We start from the raw sequence: 22,075 nt of genomic DNA on the forward strand, positions 1-22,075 counted from the left end.
TAACAAAATATTTGACTTAACAATGCTTTTAACTATATTTCTTTTTCTAAAAGTTGTTGATGAAATAAATCCTTGTAGTACCCATCTTCCATTACCAGCTGATTATGAACACCTTCCTGTTGTACAGTACCATTATTAAGAACCAAAATTTTATCAGCATTTTTGACTGAAGAAATTCTATGACTTATAATAAAAGTTGTTTTATTTTTGGAAACTTTTTCCAAATTCAAAAGTATTTTCTCTTCTGTTTCTGTATCAACTGCAGACAAGCAGTCATCAAAAATTAATATTTTTGGTTTTTTAATAATAGCACGTGCTATCGAAGTTCTTTGTTTTTGTCCTCCTGATAAAGTTACACCTCTTTCTCCTAAAACTGTGCTGTAATTATTTTTAAAACTCATAATATTGTCATGAATTACAGCATTTTTTGCGGCCTCTATAATTTCTTCTTTCGATGCATCTTCTTTTCCAAATTTAATATTGTTCTCAATTGTATCTGAAAAAAGAAAAGGGTCTTGCGCTACAAAACCTATTTGGCTTCTAACATCAAATAAGTTACATTTTCTTATATCTTCACCGTCAACTAATACACTACCATCTGAAACATCGTATAACCTTGCAATCAAATTTACTAAGGAAGATTTCCCACACCCCGTACTTCCAAGAATTGCAACAGTTTCTCCTTTTTTTACTTTGAAACTTAGATTATTCAACGCCTTGATATTTGTATCTTCATAAACTAAAGAAACATTTCTAAATTCAATATCTCCTTCTATATTTGTAGATTCTTCAACATTATTTTTAATTTCAGGAACTTGTTCCAAAAATTCATTAATTCTTTGTTGAGAAGCCTCTGCTTGTTGAACAATTGACGTTACCCATCCAACAATTGCTACTGGCCATGTTAAAATATTAACGTACAAAAAAAACTCTGCCACAACACCTATTTGTATTTGTTCATTTATATAGAGTTTTCCCCCTATGTATAAAACGATAATATTGCTAATGCCAATTAATAAAATCATCAAAGGAAAAAATAAAGCTTGTACTTTATATAAATCAATGTTTTTTGACTTACTATCGTCAGCCAGAGCATCAAATTTTTCTGTTATGTCATTTTCAATCGAAAATGACTTGACAATATGAATACCTGAAAAAAACTCTTGATTATAAGTAGTCAACTTTGATAAATATTGCTGAACTATTGTACTCCTTTTATTAATTTGCTTGCTTAAAATAAAAATTGAAACTGATAAAACAGGAAAAGGTATCATAGTATATAAAGCAAGCTTAGGAGAAATACTATACATTTGAGTAAAACCCACAATGAATGACAAAATCATATTTAAACTATACATTATTGCTGGACCAAAATACATTCGAACCTTAGAAACATCTTCACTTATTCGGTTCATCAAATCCCCTGTTCTATTATTCTTATAAAAATTTAAGGATAACTTCTGATATTGTGCATATATTTCATTTTTTAAATCGAACTCGATTAACCTGGACATAACAATAATAGTTTGTCTCATTAGAAAAGTAAAAAAACCTGCAACTAGGGTTAGCCCAATAATGAAAAAAATATTTCGCAACAAATCATATTTAACAACCTCTATATCAACAGAATAACCTTTTATGTAATTTTCAACAGAATTCAATGAATTTCTAATAATTACTGGAATTCTTAATGCTAAAAACTTTGATAAAATGGTTATAATTATCCCTGCTAGCAATCTCCACTTGTACTTTCTAAAATATTTATTTAAATATTGTAATGCTTTCAAACTTCACTTTTTTATCTAAAAAAAACCTACCCAATTAGAAATTCAATAAATACATAATCTTTTTTTGATTATCTTTTAGTGATTTCTTATTTTTGAGTCAATTTTTTTTAAGATTATCAAAATAAACTCAATACTAAACTAATAATAAATGACGTCAGAAATCTTAGATCAAAAAGATCTTAAAAACTCTAAAGTCTTTGGTCAATTATCCTTCGATAATCATGAACAAATCGTATTTTGTAATGACGAAGATACAGGTTTAAAAGCAATTATTGGTATTCATAATACAACTTTAGGTCCTGCTCTGGGTGGTACAAGAATGTGGCAATACAAAAATGAATGGGAAGCTTTAAATGATGTACTTCGTTTATCTCGCGGAATGACCTATAAATCTGCAATTAGTGGACTTAACCTTGGTGGTGGAAAAGCTGTAATTATTGGCGATGCTAAAACTCAAAAAAATGATAACTTGATGAGGCGTTTTGCTGAGTTTGTTCATTCTTTAAGCGGTAAATACATTACTGCGGAAGATGTCGGAATGGAAACTCGTGATATGGATATTATGAGAAAAATCACTCCTCATGTGACTGGTGTATCTGAATCAATCGGAGGATCTGGAAATCCATCTCCTGTCACAGCTTATGGTGTATATATGGGGATGAAAGCTGCTTCAAAACATAAACTAGGGACTGACAAACTAGAAGGGAAGAAAATTTTAGTACAAGGCATTGGTCATGTTGGAGAGGCTTTGGTTAAATACATAACTGATGAGGGAGCTGAAGTAATATTAAACGACATAAATGAATCTCGCCTGGAAGAACTTAGCAAAAAATATAATGCAAAAGTAGCCTTAGGTAATGATGTCTACGAATTAGATATCGATATTTATGCTCCGTGTGCTTTGGGAGCAACTTTAAATGATAAAACGATCAATCAATTAAATGCTAAAGTTATAGCAGGTGCTGCTAATAATCAACTAGAAAATGAAATAAGACATGGAAAGCTACTAAAGGACAAAGGAATAGCCTATGCTCCAGATTTTTTAATAAATGCTGGTGGAATTATAAATGTTTATGCTGAAGTTTCTGGTTATGGTAAAGAAGAAATTATGAAAAGAACAGAAAATATTTATGATACTACTCTAGACATTTTCTACCTTGCTCAAAAAGAAAACATTACTCCTCATAGAGCTGCATTTGATATTGCACAATCAAGAATAAATAAGCGCAAAAAGGAACTTAACAAATAAATTAAGTTTTTTTTTATACTTTTGCAGAGCGTTAGAAAAAAATCTAACGCTCTTTTTTTTAAAGTTCTTTAAAATGATAAATAGGAGACATATTCGAGTTAAAGTGATGCAATCTGTTTATGCAATGCAGCAATCAAACAATCAAGATCTAATCAGAGAGGAAAAGTTTTTGAAACATAGTATCCAAAAAATGTTTGATCTATATGTTCTTAACTTGCAGTTGCTGGTTGAAGTTCAGAAATTGGCTCGTAAAAGACTAGAACTTTCAAGAAAGAAAATTCTAGCCACAAAAGAAGATTTAAATCCGAACACCAAATTTGTGGACAATCGTTTGTTAAATCTTCTATCAAGTAGTATTAGTCTAGAGGGGTACATTGAGTTAAACAAACTAAAATACTGGGAGTTAGACGAAAAATATGTTAAAATCATACTAGAACAGCTTCTCGAAAGTAACCTTTACTCTAAGTACATGGACACAGTAGAAGACTCATATAATGTTGATCGAAGCTTTGTTATCAGCTTTTTTAGAGAAATCGTTGCTCCTAACGAAAAAATAGCAGATTATTTTGAAGATAAGATGATTTCTTGGGTGGATGATATGCCTTTTGTTAATACATGGATTTTAAAAACATTAAACAAGCAATCTCCAAAAAATCCTTTTGTCTTAGGAAACCTTTATAAAGATGATGATGATAAATCATTTGTATCTGAGTTATTTAGAAAAACAATTTTAAATCACCACAAATACGAGAATGATATTCGAGAAAAAACTCCTAACTGGGAATCTGATAGGATCGCTGACGTCGATATGATTTTAATTAAAATGGCTATCACTGAGTTTTTACATTTTGCGTCTATTCCTAGTAGAGTGACTATCAATGAGTATATCGAATTGGCAAAAGATTATTCAACAAACAAAAGTGGTCATTTTGTGAATGGTGTTTTAGATAAATTAGCTAAAGAATATTTAGCCAATAGTACGATGATAAAAATTGGAAGAGGATTATTATAATAATATTATTACTTTTACAACTATAAAATTTTTAATTATGAGAAAACTTCTAATATCACTAACTATTTTATTATCTACCACAATAATTACTTCTTGCTCCAAAGGTAATGCCAAATCAAAAATAAATAAAGAAAATGTTGCAAATGCATCAGAAAGAGATAATGAGATTAGCAAAGGAGCACCTATCGCTTTATTTGATAAGGAAAACTTTGATTTCGGAACTGTAACAGAAGGAGAAATCGTAAAAACAACTTTTGTTGTTACAAATAAAGGAAAATCAGATTTAGTCATAACAGACGCTAAGGCAACTTGTGGATGTACAGTACCTGTTTGGCCAAAGGAACCTATTTCTCCTGGTGCAACTGGTAATATTGAAGTAAGCTTCAATACTAACGGAAAAACCAATAAGCAATCTAAATCTGTTACACTTTATACAAATACAGAAAAAGGTACTGAAATTGTAAAGATTTCTGGAATGGTTACACCAAAACAACAAAATAACTCTTGATGTTAGCAAACGTATTCTTTTTACAAACTGGTAGTAATAGTATTATGAATATGCTACCGTTTATCTTAATGATTGTAGTTTTATACTTTTTTATGATTCGTCCTCAAATGGCAAGGCAGAAAAAAGAAAAAAAGTTCCATTCATCTGTTAAAAAAGGTATCAAAGTTGTTACCTCTAGTGGAATCCATGGAAAAATAGTTGATATAAATGACAATGATAACACTGTATCTATTGAAACTAGTGCAGGAAAAATAAAGTTTGAAAGATCTGCAATTTCGATGGAATTAACCCAAAAGCACGACACTGCATCTAAATAACAATAATAAAGTGAGCTAAAAGCTCACTTTTTCTTTTAATAAACTCTGTTTTGTATAAAACATTAAAAATACCTAAAGCATTTTTAAGTTTCCTTATAGCTTCTATCCTCTTTTGGCTATTAATGAATCTCTCCAAAGAATATATAACGGAAATTAATTTAGATATCTCTTTTAAAAACATAGAACAAGGCAAGTTAATTTTGAACAATCCCCCTGATGAAATCAACTTATCAATAAGCGCGGTTGGATTCAAACTCTTAGGCACAAACCTTTTTCATAAACCTTTAGTAATAGATTTAAAAAACTTAATTAAAAAAACAGATTCCACCTATTTTCTTTTGAGTAAAAATCTTATTCCTGAAATTCAAAATCAATTAAAATCTGGACTGATTCTCAAAAATATAAATCAAGATTCTATTTTCTTCAAAATAAATAAGCTCAATTCAAAAAAAGTTAAAATAGTAACTGATATCAATGTAAATTTTAAAAAAGGATTTGACTTGTCATCTAAACAAACTTTAACTCCAAATACAATTACTATTTACGGACCAAAATCAATACTTGATACAATTAACTCTCTAAAAACAGAAAAAATAAAACTCTTAAATATTTCTGATGATGTAGCAATGCAAACAAATATTTTGATCCCTGACAAAGTAACAACAAGGTATAAAACGACTACGCTTAAATTTAAAGTAGATAAATTTACTGAAGGAAAAATAGAGATTCCTATTACAGTTATCAACCTACCTCCCAAAAAAACAATTAACATTTACCCCAAAACAGTTTCTTTAATCTACAAAATTGGACTCAAAGATTTTAGTAAAGTCGATTCGAGTTTTTTTAGTATTTATTGCGACTACAAAGAATGTCAAAAAAACAAGCTCCCATATCTCATTCCTAAATTAAAATCTAAAGCTAAAATTGTTTCTTCTGTCAGAATTATTCCTAATAAAATAGATTTTTTAATAAGTAAATAACTCCTTATGATTATAGGCTTAACAGGTGGAATAGGCAGCGGTAAAACAACAGTTGCCAAAATATTTTCAAAATTTCAAAATACAACGGTTTATTATGCTGATATAGAAGCTAAAAAACTAATGATAACTTCAAATGTAATTAAAGAAAACATGATTAATGAGTTCGGAGAAAATACATATATAAATGGTCAACTAAACACAACTCACATAGCAGACATTGTATTTAATGACAAAGAAAAACTAAAAACCTTAAATGAAATCGTTCATCCTGAAGTTTATAAACACCTGACACAGTTTGTAGAAAAAAATAAAAACAAAGATTATATTTTATATGAAAATGCTATTCTTTTTGAAAATAAAAGTGATAGTTTTTGTGATAAAATTATTACCGTCACTGCGCCAATAGATATTAGAATCAATCGTGTTATCGAAAGAGATAAAGTCTCTTCAAAATCTGTTAAAACGAGAATTCAAAATCAATGGAATAATGACTTAAAAATCATGCAATCCAACTATGTTATCAAAAACAAAAAACTGAAAGACACTGAAAAACAAGTATTTAAAATACATAATATTTTAACAAACCAACTCTAGCGAATTAACTAACGTTTATCTTTTTTCTTAAATTTTTCTTAAATTTATAAAAAATCTGTTAATCTAAGTTAAAACAAAATAAAACTTAGGTTTATTGATTTATTTTTGAACGATGGGTAAAAAAATCTTCATTTTAATTGTTGTTTTAATGAGCGTCTCGTTGGTAGGAATAATATCTGTCCAAATTTATTGGATAAAAGATGCTATAAGAAACAAACAAAAACAATTCGACAATGACGTTACAATTGCCCTAAATAGCGCCTCTGAGCGAATAAAAGAAAATGAACTTGAGAAGTTTAGCTTTTATTCAGCCGAGTTTAGAAGAAGTAATAAATTCCGAAAAAGTGCAGAGTTTAAAAATTATCTTTTTCGACAATATGATACCGTTTCAAAAAGACAGTTCACATTTGCGTCAAGCATTGTAGAAGAAAACTTTAAAATTCCTTCAAAATTTATCGATAATGATACAATATTGCTAAAACGAATTTCTGGAAAAAATGATGTTTTCTCCCTACAGGTAATGACATCAAGTGATAAAGATTACGCTTCCAAAACCTTAAAAGAAAGAAAATATTCTTTTTTAGATGATTATGATGCTTTAAATAAACATGAACTTGAAAAAGCATATAGAGAAGCCTTGAAGGAAACCCCAATACATAAAAGAATAACTAACAATAAATTAAAATCAATTCTAAAAAAAGAATTGATAATGAGAAACATAACAGAAGAATTCACATATGGTGTTTACGATGGTGGATTTGCCACACCTTTAAAATCTGGTTACTTTAATATTGAACCTATAAATGACTTTTACTATCCTTTATTTGCTGATGAAAATGGGAACAGTAAATATAGGCTTTATATTAAATTTCCCCATAGAAGTGAAAATCTAATTTCAGGTATAATAAAAATATTATTGGTCTCACTTCTTTTTATTGGTATAATTATTGCAGCATTCTCCACATCCCTTTATCAATTAATAAGACAAAAAAAAATATCTGAAATTAAAACTGATTTCATAAATAATATGACTCATGAATTTAAAACTCCTATCGCTACGATTAATTTGGCCTTAGATGCTATTAAAAACCCTAAAATAATTTCAGATAAGGAAAAAATAAAACGTTATGTGCAAGTCATACGTGATGAAAATAAACGAATGCATGGTCAAGTGGAAAATGTTCTAAGAATATCGAAATTAGAAAAAAATCAAATTGAGATGAGTAAAGATTCATTAGACATGCATGATGTTATTACAGAGGCTAACGAACATATTAAACTTTTAATATCCAGTAAAAATGGATTGCTTTCTACCTATTTTAAAGCCATATCTTCTAAAGTCCTAGGTAATAAGTTTCACTTAACAAATGTTATTGTTAACATGCTTGAAAACGCAGTTAAATATTCGGAAGAAAAACCATTAATAGACATCTTTACCGAAAATACAAATAAGTACTTCATACTTAAAATAAAAGACGACGGCATTGGAATGAGTAAAAATGCTCAAAAATATGTTTTTGATAAATTTTATAGAGAACATAACGGAAATATTCATAATGTAAAAGGTCATGGTTTAGGATTAGCATATGTAAAAGAAATTATAGACAGCCATCAGGGTACGGTTTATGTTGAAAGTGAAAAAGGTAAAGGAAGTACGTTCACAATTAAATTACCACTAATATAAAATGAAAGGATACAATATGGGAAGTAAAAAAATTCTATTAGTAGAAGACGATCCAAACTTTGGAACCGTCCTAAAAGATTATTTAGCTCTTAATGATTACAATGTAACACATGCAAAAGATGGAATCGACGGGTTAATCATGTTTAAAAATACAGAATATGACTTATGTATTCTGGATGTAATGATGCCAAGGAAAGATGGCTTTTCTTTAGCCGAAGATATTCGAACAACAAATAAAGAAATCCCTATTATTTTCTTAACGGCCAAAACACTCAAAGAAGATGTACTCAGAGGGTATCAAGTTGGAGCTGATGACTACTTAAACAAACCTTTTGATTCGGAAGTTTTACTTCACAAAATAAAAGCTATTCTTCAGCGTAAAGAAACTGAAAAGTCAACAGATAATGAAGAATTTGAATTTAAAATCGGTAATTTTGATTTTAACTCAAAACTACGTCATCTGAGTTTCAATAATAACGAGCCTCAAAAACTTTCTCCTAAAGAAAGTAAGTTACTAAGAATGTTGGCTGTTCATAAAAATGACCTAATGCCTCGTGAGTTAGCTCTAACCAAAATTTGGAGGGATGATAACTATTTTACATCTAGAAGTATGGATGTTTATATAGCAAAGTTAAGAAAATACCTTAAAAATGATGAAAATGTTGAAATACTGAACATTCATGGAGAAGGATTTAGGCTAATAGATAAGTCTTAATTTACAATATTACTCGCACCACTTTAAAGCTTCCTTAAACCAGGAGGCTTTTTTTTGTAACAAATAATAATAATAATCGTCATATTTATATATTAAAACTGCAAAAGCTTGGAAACTATTTTATCGATTAAAAACCTAACTAAAAATTACGGAAAAATTAAAGCTGTAAAAGACTTATCATTTGAAATAAAAAAAGGAAATATATACGGTATCCTAGGACCTAATGGAAGTGGTAAATCTACAACTTTAGGAATTATTTTAAATGTTGTAAATAAAACTTCTGGGGCTTTTAATTGGTTTAATGGCAATACCACAACACATGAGGCATTGAAAAAAGTAGGCGCTATAATAGAACGCCCCAACTTTTATCCCTTCATGACAGCTTTTCAAAATTTAGAATTAATCTGCAAAATAAAGGGAGTATCCAACAATAAAATTAATGAAAAATTAAAAGAAGTTAATTTATTTGAAAGAAAAGATGATAAGTTCAAAACCTATTCTTTAGGAATGAAGCAGCGGTTAGCTATAGCTTCTGCCCTTTTAAATGACCCTGAAATATTAATACTTGATGAACCTACTAATGGCCTAGATCCTCAAGGAATACACGAAATTCGTCAAATAATTAAAAAAATTGCCAAAACTGGTACAACTATCTTATTAGCATCACATTTATTAGATGAAGTAGAAAAAATATGTACCCATGTAATTGTGTTGAGGAAAGGAGAAAAATTATATAGTGGCAGGGTTGAAACAATGATCGCTTCAAATGGAATTGTTGAGATAAAAACGGAACACAGTATAGAAAAAACTGTCAATGTTCTAAAAAATTACCATGAAACAGCAAGCGTTAATATCGATAATGAATTAATCATTGTTCAATTAGAAAACGATATTTCCGCAGCTACCCTTAATAAATATCTTTTTGAAAATAATGTAATTGTATCACATTTGGTAAAAAGAAAACCCTCTTTAGAAGAACAATTTCTTGATTTAACAAATAATAACTAAACTATTAAACTTACAATTATGTTTCGCCTTTTAGCCATAGAATTTCATAAATTAAAATACAACAGAGCCAGTAAAATTCTGTCAATAATATACTTTGCACTCCTGACATCAATAGCTCTAATCGCATCTATAAAATTTGATATAGGTCCTATTAAATTTCACCTAGCAGAACAAGGCATCTTTAACTTTCCTTATATATGGCATTTTAATACTTATGTAGCATCTATATTTAAATTCTTTTTTTTATTGGTCATTGTGTCAATGATGGCAAATGAGTACAGTCATAAAACCTTAAAACAAAATTTAATTGACGGATTAAGTAAAAAAGAGTTCATCCTTTCTAAGTTTTATACTGTTATTGCCTTTGCTTTTCTATCAACAGTTTTCGTTTTCATTACATCACTAGTGCTTGGAATTATATACTCTGACTTTAATGAGCTCTCTATTATTTTTTCTGATCTGGATTACTTATTAGCTTTTTTCATAAAACTTACTGGTTTCTTTTCTTTTGGTTTATTTCTTGGTATTTTAATAAAACGTTCTGCTTTTGCCGTTGCGGGAATGATTATCTGGTATTTTTCAGAATGGATAATATACGGGATATTGAAATGGAAAAGTTTGGCTAATTCTGAAATAGCTCAAAATGTAAAAAATTTGCTTCCTCTAGAGTCAATGCAGAACTTAATTGTAGAACCAGGAACAAGATTAAAATCTGTTAAATCAATAGCAAATCAAATAGGAGAAGAAATAACAAAAGATTATTCCGTTAGCTATTTTAACATAATAATTGTTTTAATATGGACCGTAATATTTATATATTCATCATACTTTATGTTAAAAAAAAGAGATCTATAACTTGTTTTAAGTAGCTTTGTTGATTAATACTCAATCCTAAATTGATATATGATCAGAAAATTACTGTTATTATTTTCATTTGTCCCATTTTTAACTCATGGACAAAAAGAAGCGAATATTTGGTATTTCGGTGAAAATGCTGGGATTAATTTCGAAACAAATCCTCCAAGTAGTATAACGAACGGTGCATTGAATACTCTGGAGGGATGCTCTTCATTTTCAGATACAAACGGAAAAATACTATTTTATTCTGATGGGATAACTGTATGGGATAAAAATCACTCAATAATGCGTTATTCAAATGGAAATCTTGCCAATGATCTAAAAGGAAATCCATCAAGTAGTCAGTCCGGAATGATTATTCCAAAACCTAAGTCAAACAGTATTTATTATTTGTTCACTGTAGATGATGGTCCTGCTTATGACCTTAATGGAAATATTATTGAGCCTGGACAAGGTTTTAATGTTTACACCATTGATATGTCTTTAAATTCTGGACTTGGTGAATTAGTAGATGAAAATGGCTCAGGAACATACTTTAAAAGTCTTTCAAATGGACATCAGGTAAATTGGACAGAAAAAGTTGCCGCAGTAAGAGGAACAGAATGCAATACTTTTTGGATAGTCTCATCTACAAACACTCAGTTTTACGCTTATAAAATTACCGAAACAGGAATTGACCTATCACCTGTAATATCAAATGTTAGTATCCCTTTATACAGACGAGGCTACTTAAAACTATCTCCTGACGGTAAAAAATTAGCTATTGCAAATCAAGGCAATAATCAGTCTGTGTTATTTTCCTTTGATAATGCTACTGGGAAAGTTAGTAATGACGGACAGCTATTAAATAGTTTCAATGACGGTGAACCCTACGGAGTTGAATTTTCTAGAAATTCGCAAAAACTTTATATTTCATCAACGTCCTCTTTTACAAATGATATTAATTTTCCAAGTATTTATAAACTATTTCAATACGACCTATCCAATAGCAATATTCCTGCATCAAAGAGACTAATCCATGAGCAAAATGGTTTTAGGGGCGCTCTTCAGTTAGGACCCGACGGAAAGATATATGCTACTATACCTCAAACTTACAGTACTCCTGCTGGTTTTGCTACACATCTTGATGTTATTGAAAATCCAGACTCAAATGCCGATGATATTATATTTACAATTGATGCTGTTGATTTAAATGGTAAAAAATCAACTCAAGGCCTCCCCCCTTTCATCTCATCACTACTACTTCCTATAGAAATTAAAGATAAAGAAACTGGTTTAACAATTAACGACGAAAATCTCAAGCTCTGCATTGGTGATTCTAAAATAATCTCACCAGACCCTGTTATCGGCAAAAACGTTTTTTACAAATGGACTTTTGATAATGGTACTACAACATCTATTCTCTCCAATAGCCTGCAACTTAGTTTAAATTCTTTAACTCAAAATGATGCCGGCAAATACAGACTAACTGTTAGTCATACAGATAATTGTGGTAATTTTATAGAAAAAGAAGGTGTATTTAATATTGAAATTTATCAAGCGACAATTGCTTCACAACCTTACGATATTAATTTTTGTGATCTTGATAACGATGGGTTTAATACTTTTGATTTACAAGCAGAAATAACTCCTCAGGTTTTAAATGGGCAAAGTAATGCAATTTTTGAAGTTGTTTATTTTTTAAACCCAACTGATGCGAATAATAATACGAACGCTTTAGCAAATGAATACACAAACCAGACAGCTTTTAGTAACCAAACAATATATGCAAGAATTCATAATATTAGCGCACCAAATGCCTGTTATGATATTAGGACATTTAATCTTAGTGTAACCAGAAGACCTATAATAAAAAACCCTAAAAACTATGAAGTTTGTGACGATTTGAATAATGGTGGAGATACAGATGGTTTTTATAACAATTTCCTACTAAGTACGAAAGACTCAGAAATTTTAGGTTTGTTAGATCCAAACCTGTATACGGTAACTTATCACAAGTCACTCATTGGTGCTCAAACAGACCAATTTACCGATGTAATTGACAAAACTATCCCTTATAGAAACGAGACAGCTGACTCGCAAACTATTTATGTTAGAGTTGAAAATAATGCAAATGCACTATGTAATGAATCTTCGATATCTTTTAATTTAACCATATTAAAACTTCCTATTATTAATGCTGTGGTCGAATTAAAACAGTGTGATAATGATACTGATGCTTTTGCCGATTTTAATCTAGAAGAAGCCAGAACAGATATCTCTGCAGACTACCTAAACGAAACTTTTGTCTATTATGGATCGTTAGCAGATGCGCAAAATAATACATCTCCTATTGTAAACCCTTTGGTATTTCAGAATAGAACAGTAACTAAAGATACGGTTTGGGCAACAGTAACAAATACCAATGGATGTGAAAGAATAGCTCAAATTAATTTGACCGTTTCTACAACAGGAATTCCAGCTAGCTTTTTAAGAACTTTTAATAACTGTGATGACTTATTAGATAGCGATGGAAATAACAATGTTAATAATGATAATACCGATGGTATTAGTTCGTTTGATTTTAGTTCTGTTGACAGTGAAATCCGAAATCTATTTACGGCGGTAGGACAACAAATAGATGTTACCTATTATCGTAATGAAGCGGATGCAGCTGCTGAGATAAATGCTATTAATGATATTACCAACTATAGAAATATTGGCTATCCTAATACCCAAACTATCTATGTCCGCGTAGATAATACTTTAGATAATGATTGCCTTGGTTTTGGACCACACATCTCTTTAAATATAGACCCTGTTCCAGATATTAATCCAACTAATAATCTAGAATTTTGTGACGATTTTGATAGCGGAAATTTTGACGATGGAATCAATATTAATATTAATCTCAACACCCAAATAAGTACAATACTTGGCTCACTATCTCCAATGAATTATGATGTTTCTTTCCATCGAAATGAAGCAGATGCCAATTCCGGTAGCGCTCCTATCGCTAATCCTAGTAACTTCACAAACACAATAAGAGACTTACAAACTATATATGTACGAGTGGTAAATAAAACTACGGGGTGTTTCAATGCAAAAGTAAAATTTGATATTATCATACATCCATTGCCTACTATTGCTAACCCTATTCCTGACTTAGAAGTATGCGATGTTCATAACAGCATAGATAGTGACCCTAGAAATAGACTCGCTCAAAATATTTCTTTAGGCGATAAAGATGCTGACGTACTAGATGGAAGAGATCCTAATATATTCCTAGTGAGCTATCATAAAACACTGCAAGATGCTATTGATAATGTAAGTCCGTTATCTAAAACCAATTATGCTAACGATCCATTAACAACAAACTTTCCAGCTAACATGGTCGGCGATGATCCTGCTAATGAAATTATATATATTGGGATCGAAAACACAAATACAGGCTGTAGATATGGTATAGCTACACTGCAACTTGTAATTCATCCTGAACCAAACATACCTATAAACATCAACAATTATGTAGATTGTGATAACACTAGCGATAGTAACAATGATGACACAAATGGCATAAACGGCGATATTAGTTTAATTAATAAAATTCCAGAGATACTAATAAACTACTCGACTACGGATCACAATAGGTTTACGGTTACTTTTCATGAAACATTAGCAGATGCCCAAGCAAATAGTAATCCTATAAACACGAACACCTATCAGAATACAGCGAATAATCAAACTATCTTTGTACGGGTTCAAAATAACCAAACCAATTGTGTAAATGATAATTTGACCTTCAATATCATTATCAATCCATTACCAGAATTTGATATCGAAACACCAACCATTGTTTGTCTTAACAATCCACAAACCCGTTTAGAAGCCTTAAACCCTAATGCGGTTTACGATTATAACTGGACGCGCAAAGGAAATAATACATCCTTAAGCACCACTTCTTTTCTCGATGTATTACAAGGTGGAACTTATGTAGTAACTGCTACCACTAAAGACGGAACAAATTGTCAGAGAGTAAAAGAAATTACCGTAAATGAATCAATAAATCCTATTCTAGAAAAAGATGATGTAATCGTCATTGATGACACAAATAACAATGGGTTAAACACCTATGCTGTTAAAGTAATTACTAAAAACAATAACTTAGGTGTAGGTATCTATCAATTCTCTTTAATAGATGAAAATGGAAACCAAACACCTTTTCAAGAAGAACCTTTATTTCGCGATATTTCAGGTGGAATCTACACCTTAATTGCTAATGATAAAAATGGTTGTATTCCAGATGCAAAATTATCCATACCCGTTATTGAGTACCAAAAATTTCTAACTCCAAATAATGATGGATTCAATGACACATGGAAAATTAAGGGAATTAGTTATGAATTTTATTCGTCAGTAACCGTTTATATTTTTGATAGATACGGAAAATTTATTGCATCAACCAACCTGAAAAACAGTGGATGGGACGGAACTTCGAATGGAAAAGAACTTCCCTCAGACGATTATTGGTTTAAAATTAATTTAATAGATAAGAGTGGAAAGAATTATTTTCATAATGGTCATTTTTCTTTATTAAGGAAATAAGGTAGTTTCCCAGGAAAACTATCCTTATTTTTGTTGTATGAATTTCGATTTACAATCAGATTTTAATCCTACAGGAGATCAACCACAAGCAATAAAGCAATTAGTTGGTGGAATCGTTAACAATGAAAAATATCAAACTCTACTAGGAGTTACAGGATCAGGAAAAACTTTTTCTATTGCTAATGTTGTTGCAGAAGTAAATAGACCTACCTTGGTTCTAGCTCATAATAAAACCCTAGCTGCCCAATTATATTCTGAGTTTAAGCAATTTTTTCCTGAAAATGCTGTTGAGTATTTTGTCTCTTATTACGATTATTATCAACCTGAAGCATATATTCCAGTTACAGGAACCTATATAGAAAAAGATCTTTCCATTAATGACGAAATAGAACGGCTTAGAATTAGCACGTCTTCTTCTCTATTATCAGGTCGAAGAGATGTCTTAGTAGTTGCTTCCGTCTCTTGTCTGTATGGTATTGGAAATCCTATTGAATTCAAAAAAAATGTTATTACTATTGAAACTGATCAACAGATTTCGAGAACAAAATTTCTTCATCAGTTAGTTACTAGTCTATATGCTAGAACAGAAGTTGAAATAAAAAGTGGAACTTTTAAGGTAAAAGGAGATGTAATAACAATTTACCCATCCTATGGAGATAATGGATATAGAATTCATTTTTTCGGAGACGAAATAGAAGAAATAGAAACTTTTGATATCGAAACTAATGAGACAAATGCAAGACTTGATCAATTAAATATCTATCCAGCTAATTTATTTGTAACCTCACCCGATGTATTACAAAATGCAATTCATCAGATTCAAGATGATTTGGTGAAACAGTACGAATACTTTAATGAAATAGGAAAACATCTCGAAGCAAAACGCTTAAAAGAACGTACTGAATTTGATTTAGAAATGATTCGTGAATTGGGCTATTGTTCTGGAATCGAAAACTATTCGCGTTATTTAGATGGCAGGAAAGCAGGAACAAGGCCATTCTGTTTGTTGGACTACTTTCCAGAGGACTATTTAATGGTTATTGACGAAAGTCATGTTACAGTACCGCAAGTTCATGCCATGTATGGTGGTGATAGAAGCAGGAAAGAAAACTTAGTAGATTATGGCTTTAGACTGCCTGCTGCAATGGATAATAGACCTTTAAAATTTGAAGAATTTGAAGTACTACAAAATCAAGTAATTTATGTTTCTGCAACACCTGCCGATTATGAATTACAAAAAACCGAAGGGCTATTCGTGGAACAGGTCATACGTCCAACTGGACTTTTAGATCCTGAAATTGAAATACGCCCTAGTCAAAACCAAATTGATGATTTAATTGAGGAAATTCAAATTCGAGTCGAAAAAGACGAACGTACTTTAGTTACTACTCTAACAAAAAGAATGGCCGAAGAATTGGCTAAATATCTGACTAGAATTCAAATACGCTGTCGCTATATTCATTCAGATGTAGACACCTTAGAAAGAGTTGAAATTATGCAAGACCTAAGAAAAGGGCTCTTCGACGTCCTTATTGGTGTAAACCTTCTTCGTGAAGGACTCGATTTACCAGAAGTTTCATTAGTGGCTATCTTAGATGCAGATAAAGAAGGCTTTTTGAGAAGCCATCGATCGTTAACTCAAACTGTAGGCAGGGCCGCTAGAAATGTTAATGGAAAAGCCATTATGTATGCTGATAAAATAACCAATAGTATGCAAATGACAATTGATGAAACGACTAGAAGAAGGGAAAAACAAATTCGATTTAACGAAAAAAATAACATTACACCAAAACAAATAAATAAAAAGATAGACAATACTTTATCAAAAAAAACAACAACCTCTTATCATTACGAAAATGCAACTCAGAAAGTTGCTGAGCAAGACTTAGATTATCTGCCTAAAGAAGAAATCGAAAAACGCATTCGCTCTACTCGTAAGCTAATGGAAGAAGCTGCTAAAACATTAGATTTTATTAATGCAGCCAAATTACGAGATGAAATAAATATTTTAAAAGAAAAACTAAAATAAAAAATCCCTTTTTTATTAAAGGGATTTTTTTATATTTAACTAAGAATCATCAACTAAAACCTTTAAGCCTTTACTTGAAGTACCTCCTGAACTTTATCTGCAGCTTCTTGAAATTCTGTTGCTGAGATAATTTCCATTCCACTTCCGTCAATTAATTCCTTTGCTTCCTTAGCATTCGTTCCTTGTAAACGGCAAATGATTGGTACATTGATTTTATCTCCCATATTTTTATATGCATCAACAACACCTTGAGCAACACGATCACAACGAACAATACCTCCAAATATATTCACCAATATTGCCTTTACATTTGGATCTTTTAAAATAATACCAAAAGCCGTTTCAACACGTTGAGCATCAGCTGTACCACCTACATCTAAAAAATTCGCTGGTTCTCCACCTGCTTGTTTAATTAAATCCATAGTTCCCATTGCTAAACCAGCACCATTCACCATACACCCCACATTACCATCAAGATCGACATAATTTAATCCTGCTGCATTTGCTTCAACTTCAATCGGGTTTTCTTCACGTAAATCACGCATCTCAGCATAATCTTTATGACGATATAACGAATTATCATCTAATGCAACTTTAGCATCAACTGCTAATATCTTATTATCAGACGTTTTTAAAACAGGGTTAATTTCAAACAAAGACGAATCCGACTTTACGTATGCAGTATATAATGCTGTTACAAATTTAGTCATATCTTTAAATGCAACACCTGAAAGACCTAAATTAAAAGCTATTTTACGAGCTTGAAAAGGTAACAATCCTGTAGCTGGATCTATTTCTTCAGTAAATATAAGATGAGGAGTTTCTTCGGCCACTGCTTCAATATCCATTCCTCCCTCGGTAGAATACATGATCATATTCTTTCCTGTTGCTCGATTCAATAATACCGACACATAGAACTCACTTGGCTCACTTTCTCCCGGATAATAAACATCTTCAGCAACTAATACCTGATTTACTAATTTTCCTTCAGCTGGTGTTTGAGGGGTAATTAACATCATTCCTAAAATATCATTTGAAATATTTTTTACATCATCTAAACTTTTAGCTAACTTGACTCCCCCTCCTTTTCCACGGCCTCCTGCGTGAATTTGAGCCTTTATTACGTGCCAGCTTGTTCCTGTTTCTTCCGTCAATTTTTTTGCCGCTTCAACAGCCTCTTCTGGAGTATTTGCTACAATTCCGCGCTGCGTGCGAACGCCAAAACTGCTTAAAATTTCTTTACCTTGATATTCGTGTAAGTTCATTGGATAAGAATGTTTTTTAAAGTCGAACAAAAATACAAATTCAATTTGTATTTTATAAAAAATAATTATTTAATTTAAATAACGTAACAAAATCTCAATCTGACCGCCTCACTCGAACTTGCATAAAGTTATTACTAAATTGTAACATTTGGAAATTTAACATGTCTTTAGCTTAATTAACAACATTTTGTGAACCCATGGAAAATTGCATTAATACCTTAGCTGCCCATTATACTCTTTCGAAAATGCATAAAAATATTTTCTTTTTCTTTCCTGTACTTTTAATACTCCCCCAAATAATAGTATCGCAATCCCCAAATACAAATCGTAAAAAAATTTCAGCCACAAGAATAGTCAAAGCTCCCAAAATAGATGGTATAATTAATGACGATGCATGGAAAAACACTAAAGAAGTAGGTGATTTTTTCATGATGCGTCCTAACAATGGACAGCCCGAACCAAAAACTCACAGAACAAAAGTAAAATTAGTTTATGACGATGCAGCCATTTATATTAGGGCCGTAATGGAAGATCCAAATCCATCCAAAATTCCCGCAGAATTTACAAATAGAGATGATAATGGAAATGCAGATTTTTTTATGGTTACAATAAATCCTAATGATGATGGTCAAAATCCTTTTCAATTTTCAGTAAGTAGCTCTGGTGTTCAATCTGATGCCAAAATATCCAATGGAAATGAAGACTTAAATTGGAATGCCGTTTGGGAAAGTAGTATACGATTTACCAAAAATGCTTGGATTCTTGAGATGAAAATTCCATATCGAGCCTTAAGATTTGCGAATGAAAAAGTACAGACATGGGGTGTCAATTTTCACAGGAGGGTACAAAACTTAAATGCCCAGTTTACATGGAATTTCATCAATAATAAAATAGGTACTTGGACACAGTACGATGGTTTACTTGAAAATTTAAAAAACCTGAAACCTCCCAAACGCTTATTATTTTACCCATATGCATCATCAAATGTTGTGGTTGATAAAAAAGATACTAATTTTGATTGGAGTGTAGGAATGGATATTAAATATGGTATTACAGAAAACTTTACACTTGACGCAACTCTAATTCCTGACTTTAGTCAAGCTGCATTTGATAACGTTATCTTAAACCTTAGTCCCTTTGAACAAGAATTTGTTGAACAAAGACAATTTTTTAGCGAGGGTACTGAGCTTTTCACTAAAGGAGATCTCTTTTACTCAAGACGCATTGGTTCTAAACCAATCGATCAGTTTAGGGTAAAAGACCAGATAAATACTAACGAGGAAGTTGTCGAAATTCCTGAAAAAGTAGATATGCTAAATGCTATTAAAATTTCAGGACGGACAAAAAATGGACTCGGTATCGGTTTTTTTAATGCGATTACAGATAAAACCGAAGCCATTATAAAAGATACAATAACAAATAAAACAAGAAAAGTAACCGTAAATCCTCTTGCAAACTACAACATAGTTGTTTTAGATCAACAGTTTAACCAAAATTCATCAATTACACTAATTAATACAAATGTTACCAGACTTGGTGAATTTAGAGACGCTAATACATCGGGAGTTTTATGGCATATAGAAGATAAAAAAAGTACTTACAATATTGATGGCTCATTTAAAATGAGTCATATTTCAGACGATGAAACAAAATCTAGTTCTGGATATACTTTTGATACTAGTATTGGCAAACATGCAGGGAATTGGAGAGCTGAATTAGGTTACAACTTCAAAAACAAAGATTTTGACTCTAATGATCTTGGCATTCTCTTTAATAATAATGAGCAAACTATCTATAGCTCGTTATCATATAGGCTTTTGCAACCTAAGGGTATTTTTAATGATTATCAGGTTTCTTTTTATCACAGATTAAATTTCTTGCACAATCCAGGAACTTATACCCATTCAAACTTAGGATTAAATTTTTGGTCAGAAACAAGAAAAAGATTCTATTTCGGAGGAGGCTTTAATTTTCGGTCAGAAAGGAAAGATTTTTTTGAGCCAAGGCAAGGTACTAGTAGTGGTATTTATTTTAACTCTCCTCAAAGGATTAAGTTTTTTCATTGGGGATCTACTGACTATCGCAAAAAAATGGCCATTGATTACAGATGGTTTTATGATTTTTATGATAACAATCCAAAAGAGCGTTATGGCTTTAGATTTACACCACGGTATCGTTTTAACAATCGTTTCTCTTTAAGGTATGGATTGCGTTTTAGGCATGTAAACAACGACCAAGGGTATGTTAAAAAAATTAAAGAAGAGTACATAAAAAATAATCCACAATATACTTCTCTTAAAGATAAAATTATTTTTGGAGAAAGAAACTGGACAACATACAACAACACTATAACAGGTAAATATAGTTTCAACTCACTTGCCTCTCTTTCTTTGAGTTTTAGACACAATTGGAGTAAAGTTCCATACTCTAAATTTTACTCTTTAGATACAAATAATGGAAGTTTACATAGAAATATTTATAATGAAAATCACGATCGGAATTTTAATAGCTGGAACATTGATTTAAATTTTGTTTGGCAATTTGCTCCAGGAAGTCAATTAATTGCATTTTATAGAAATTCAATTAATCCTGATGATGATTTTGCTCCGGCAAGTATTAGTTTTATGGATAATCTAAGTAGACTTTTTAAAGAAAACATTCAACATACCTTTTCTTTAAGGTTTGTTTATTTCTTAGATTATAATAATCTAAGAAATGTGTTCTAGTAACTTTTAATGTAGATATTCTAACTTATTAAAGTATATTTCTTTTCTTTTTTATACATTCGTCCAATAAGATTTTATCATGATTAGTGCAGAAAATATTCATAAAAGTTACGATAGTGTTGAAATCCTAAAGGGAGTTAATCTACAAATAAATAAAAGTGAGGTCATTGCTATTGTTGGTCCATCTGGAGCAGGAAAAACAACACTCCTCCAAATCCTTGGCACGCTAGATTCACCTGATAAAAAGAAAGATTTTTCACTAATTATTAATGGAAAATCAGTTAAAAATTTAAACGATAAAGAAATTTCACTTTTTAGAAACAAACATATTGGATTTATATTTCAATTTCACCAATTACTTCCAGAATTTACAGCCTTAGAAAATATTTGTATTCCTGCTTTTATTGCCAAAAAAGGAAAAGTAGAAACAGAAAAAAAAGCAAAAGAATTGCTCAGCTTTTTGGGCTTATCGCATCGAGAAAACCATAAACCGAGTGAGCTGTCAGGAGGCGAACAACAAAGAGTTGCTGTTGCCAGAGCTCTAATAAATGATCCTGCTGTAATTTTAGCTGATGAGCCTAGTGGAAATCTAGACTCAAACTCGGCTAAAAATCTGCACGAACTTTTTTTTAAACTCAGAGATTCTTTTGGCCAAACATTTGTTATTGTTACCCATAATAATGAGTTGGCTACTATGGCTGATAGAAAATTAGTTATGAAAGATGGTATTATTGTTTAATACCAATTCCTAATAAAAGC

General features: G+C 31.0%; 16 protein-coding genes. 14 read left to right on the top strand and 2 right to left on the bottom strand.

What is annotated here, in order from left to right; genetic code table 11:
- Positions 1-32: 32 nt before the first annotated feature.
- Positions 33-1,787 carry an ABC transporter ATP-binding protein gene (locus ACSIGE_RS05290; RefSeq protein WP_440881738.1) on the bottom strand — a complete coding sequence of 585 codons (1,755 nt, stop codon included), beginning with the start codon at positions 1,785-1,787 and terminating at the stop codon, positions 33-35.
- A 148-nt stretch (positions 1,788-1,935) separates the two neighbouring features.
- Here ACSIGE_RS05290 and ACSIGE_RS05295 point away from each other — a divergent pair, with 148 nt between their 5' ends.
- The 12 genes from ACSIGE_RS05295 (at position 1,936) to uvrB (ending at position 17,325) form a co-directional block, all read left to right on the top strand.
- Complete coding sequence (locus ACSIGE_RS05295) at positions 1,936-3,036, top strand: Glu/Leu/Phe/Val family dehydrogenase (protein ID WP_440881739.1); 1,101 nt, start codon at positions 1,936-1,938, stop codon at positions 3,034-3,036.
- Positions 3,037-3,109: 73 nt separating this feature from the next.
- Positions 3,110-4,048, top strand: coding sequence for a transcription antitermination factor NusB (gene nusB / locus ACSIGE_RS05300; protein WP_440881740.1), 939 nt, complete (start codon positions 3,110-3,112; stop codon positions 4,046-4,048).
- 37 nt (positions 4,049-4,085) lie between these two features.
- Entirely contained in the window at positions 4,086-4,556 is a 471-nt protein-coding gene (locus tag ACSIGE_RS05305; RefSeq protein WP_440881741.1) for a DUF1573 domain-containing protein, read from the top strand.
- Positions 4,556-4,873, top strand: a complete 318-nt coding sequence (gene yajC / locus ACSIGE_RS05310; RefSeq protein ID WP_440881742.1) for a preprotein translocase subunit YajC — start codon at positions 4,556-4,558, stop codon at positions 4,871-4,873. Before ACSIGE_RS05305 ends, yajC begins: the two co-directional genes overlap by 1 nt.
- A 50-nt stretch (positions 4,874-4,923) precedes the next feature.
- Positions 4,924-5,853, top strand: a complete 930-nt coding sequence (locus tag ACSIGE_RS05315; protein ID WP_440881743.1) for a CdaR family protein — start codon at positions 4,924-4,926, stop codon at positions 5,851-5,853.
- A gap of 6 nt (positions 5,854-5,859) precedes the next feature.
- A complete protein-coding gene (coaE, locus tag ACSIGE_RS05320; protein WP_440881744.1) occupies positions 5,860-6,447 on the top strand; it encodes a dephospho-CoA kinase in 588 nt (195 codons plus the stop codon).
- 148 nt (positions 6,448-6,595) lie between these two features.
- Positions 6,596-8,131: a sensor histidine kinase gene (locus ACSIGE_RS05325; RefSeq protein ID WP_440881745.1), complete on the top strand. Its 1,536-nt coding sequence runs from the start codon at positions 6,596-6,598 to the stop codon at positions 8,129-8,131.
- Between the two features lie 16 nt (positions 8,132-8,147).
- Positions 8,148-8,846, top strand: coding sequence for a response regulator transcription factor (locus ACSIGE_RS05330; RefSeq protein WP_440882187.1), 699 nt, complete (start codon positions 8,148-8,150; stop codon positions 8,844-8,846).
- 108 nt (positions 8,847-8,954) lie between these two features.
- Entirely contained in the window at positions 8,955-9,854 is a 900-nt protein-coding gene (locus ACSIGE_RS05335; protein ID WP_440881746.1) for an ABC transporter ATP-binding protein, read from the top strand.
- Positions 9,855-9,872: 18 nt separating this feature from the next.
- Entirely contained in the window at positions 9,873-10,709 is an 837-nt protein-coding gene (locus ACSIGE_RS05340; RefSeq protein WP_440881747.1) for an ABC transporter permease, read from the top strand.
- 48 nt (positions 10,710-10,757) lie between these two features.
- On the top strand, positions 10,758-15,296 hold the full coding sequence (locus tag ACSIGE_RS05345; protein WP_440881748.1) for a T9SS type B sorting domain-containing protein: 4,539 nt from the start codon (positions 10,758-10,760) through the stop codon (positions 15,294-15,296).
- 37 nt (positions 15,297-15,333) lie between these two features.
- A complete protein-coding gene (uvrB, locus tag ACSIGE_RS05350; protein ID WP_440881749.1) occupies positions 15,334-17,325 on the top strand; it encodes an excinuclease ABC subunit UvrB in 1,992 nt (663 codons plus the stop codon).
- 62 nt (positions 17,326-17,387) lie between these two features.
- On the opposite strand, the gene sucC is transcribed toward uvrB, so the two are convergent.
- Positions 17,388-18,590: an ADP-forming succinate--CoA ligase subunit beta gene (gene sucC, locus ACSIGE_RS05355; protein WP_440881750.1), complete on the bottom strand. Its 1,203-nt coding sequence runs from the start codon at positions 18,588-18,590 to the stop codon at positions 17,388-17,390.
- Positions 18,591-18,835: 245 nt separating this feature from the next.
- On the opposite strand from sucC, the gene ACSIGE_RS05360 reads away from it, so the two are divergent.
- A complete protein-coding gene (locus ACSIGE_RS05360) occupies positions 18,836-21,316 on the top strand; it encodes a DUF5916 domain-containing protein (protein ID WP_440881751.1) in 2,481 nt (826 codons plus the stop codon).
- A 79-nt stretch (positions 21,317-21,395) separates the two neighbouring features.
- Entirely contained in the window at positions 21,396-22,055 is a 660-nt protein-coding gene (locus ACSIGE_RS05365; RefSeq protein ID WP_440881752.1) for an ABC transporter ATP-binding protein, read from the top strand.
- The last annotated feature ends 20 nt before the right edge of the window (positions 22,056-22,075 follow it).

This window comes from Tenacibaculum profundi, from assembly GCF_052050075.1.
Lineage (GTDB): Bacteria > Bacteroidota > Bacteroidia > Flavobacteriales > Flavobacteriaceae > Polaribacter.

What these genes read in the sequence shown, in the direction of transcription:
- ACSIGE_RS05340 (WP_440881747.1), top strand. Translation starts at nt 9,873, where the DNA reads ATGTTTCGCCTTTTAGCCATAGAATTTCATAAATTAAAATACAACAGA.
- ACSIGE_RS05360 (WP_440881751.1), top strand. Translation starts at nt 18,836, where the DNA reads ATGCATAAAAATATTTTCTTTTTCTTTCCTGTACTTTTAATACTCCCC.
- sucC (WP_440881750.1), bottom strand. Translation starts at nt 18,590, where the DNA reads ATGAACTTACACGAATATCAAGGTAAAGAAATTTTAAGCAGTTTTGGC.
- ACSIGE_RS05325 (WP_440881745.1), top strand. Translation starts at nt 6,596, where the DNA reads ATGAGCGTCTCGTTGGTAGGAATAATATCTGTCCAAATTTATTGGATA.
- yajC (WP_440881742.1), top strand. Translation starts at nt 4,556, where the DNA reads ATGTTAGCAAACGTATTCTTTTTACAAACTGGTAGTAATAGTATTATG.
- ACSIGE_RS05330 (WP_440882187.1), top strand. Translation starts at nt 8,148, where the DNA reads ATGGGAAGTAAAAAAATTCTATTAGTAGAAGACGATCCAAACTTTGGA.
- ACSIGE_RS05345 (WP_440881748.1), top strand. Translation starts at nt 10,758, where the DNA reads ATGATCAGAAAATTACTGTTATTATTTTCATTTGTCCCATTTTTAACT.
- ACSIGE_RS05295 (WP_440881739.1), top strand. Translation starts at nt 1,936, where the DNA reads ATGACGTCAGAAATCTTAGATCAAAAAGATCTTAAAAACTCTAAAGTC.
- nusB (WP_440881740.1), top strand. Translation starts at nt 3,110, where the DNA reads ATGATAAATAGGAGACATATTCGAGTTAAAGTGATGCAATCTGTTTAT.
- uvrB (WP_440881749.1), top strand. Translation starts at nt 15,334, where the DNA reads ATGAATTTCGATTTACAATCAGATTTTAATCCTACAGGAGATCAACCA.
- ACSIGE_RS05305 (WP_440881741.1), top strand. Translation starts at nt 4,086, where the DNA reads ATGAGAAAACTTCTAATATCACTAACTATTTTATTATCTACCACAATA.
- ACSIGE_RS05365 (WP_440881752.1), top strand. Translation starts at nt 21,396, where the DNA reads ATGATTAGTGCAGAAAATATTCATAAAAGTTACGATAGTGTTGAAATC.
- coaE (WP_440881744.1), top strand. Translation starts at nt 5,860, where the DNA reads ATGATTATAGGCTTAACAGGTGGAATAGGCAGCGGTAAAACAACAGTT.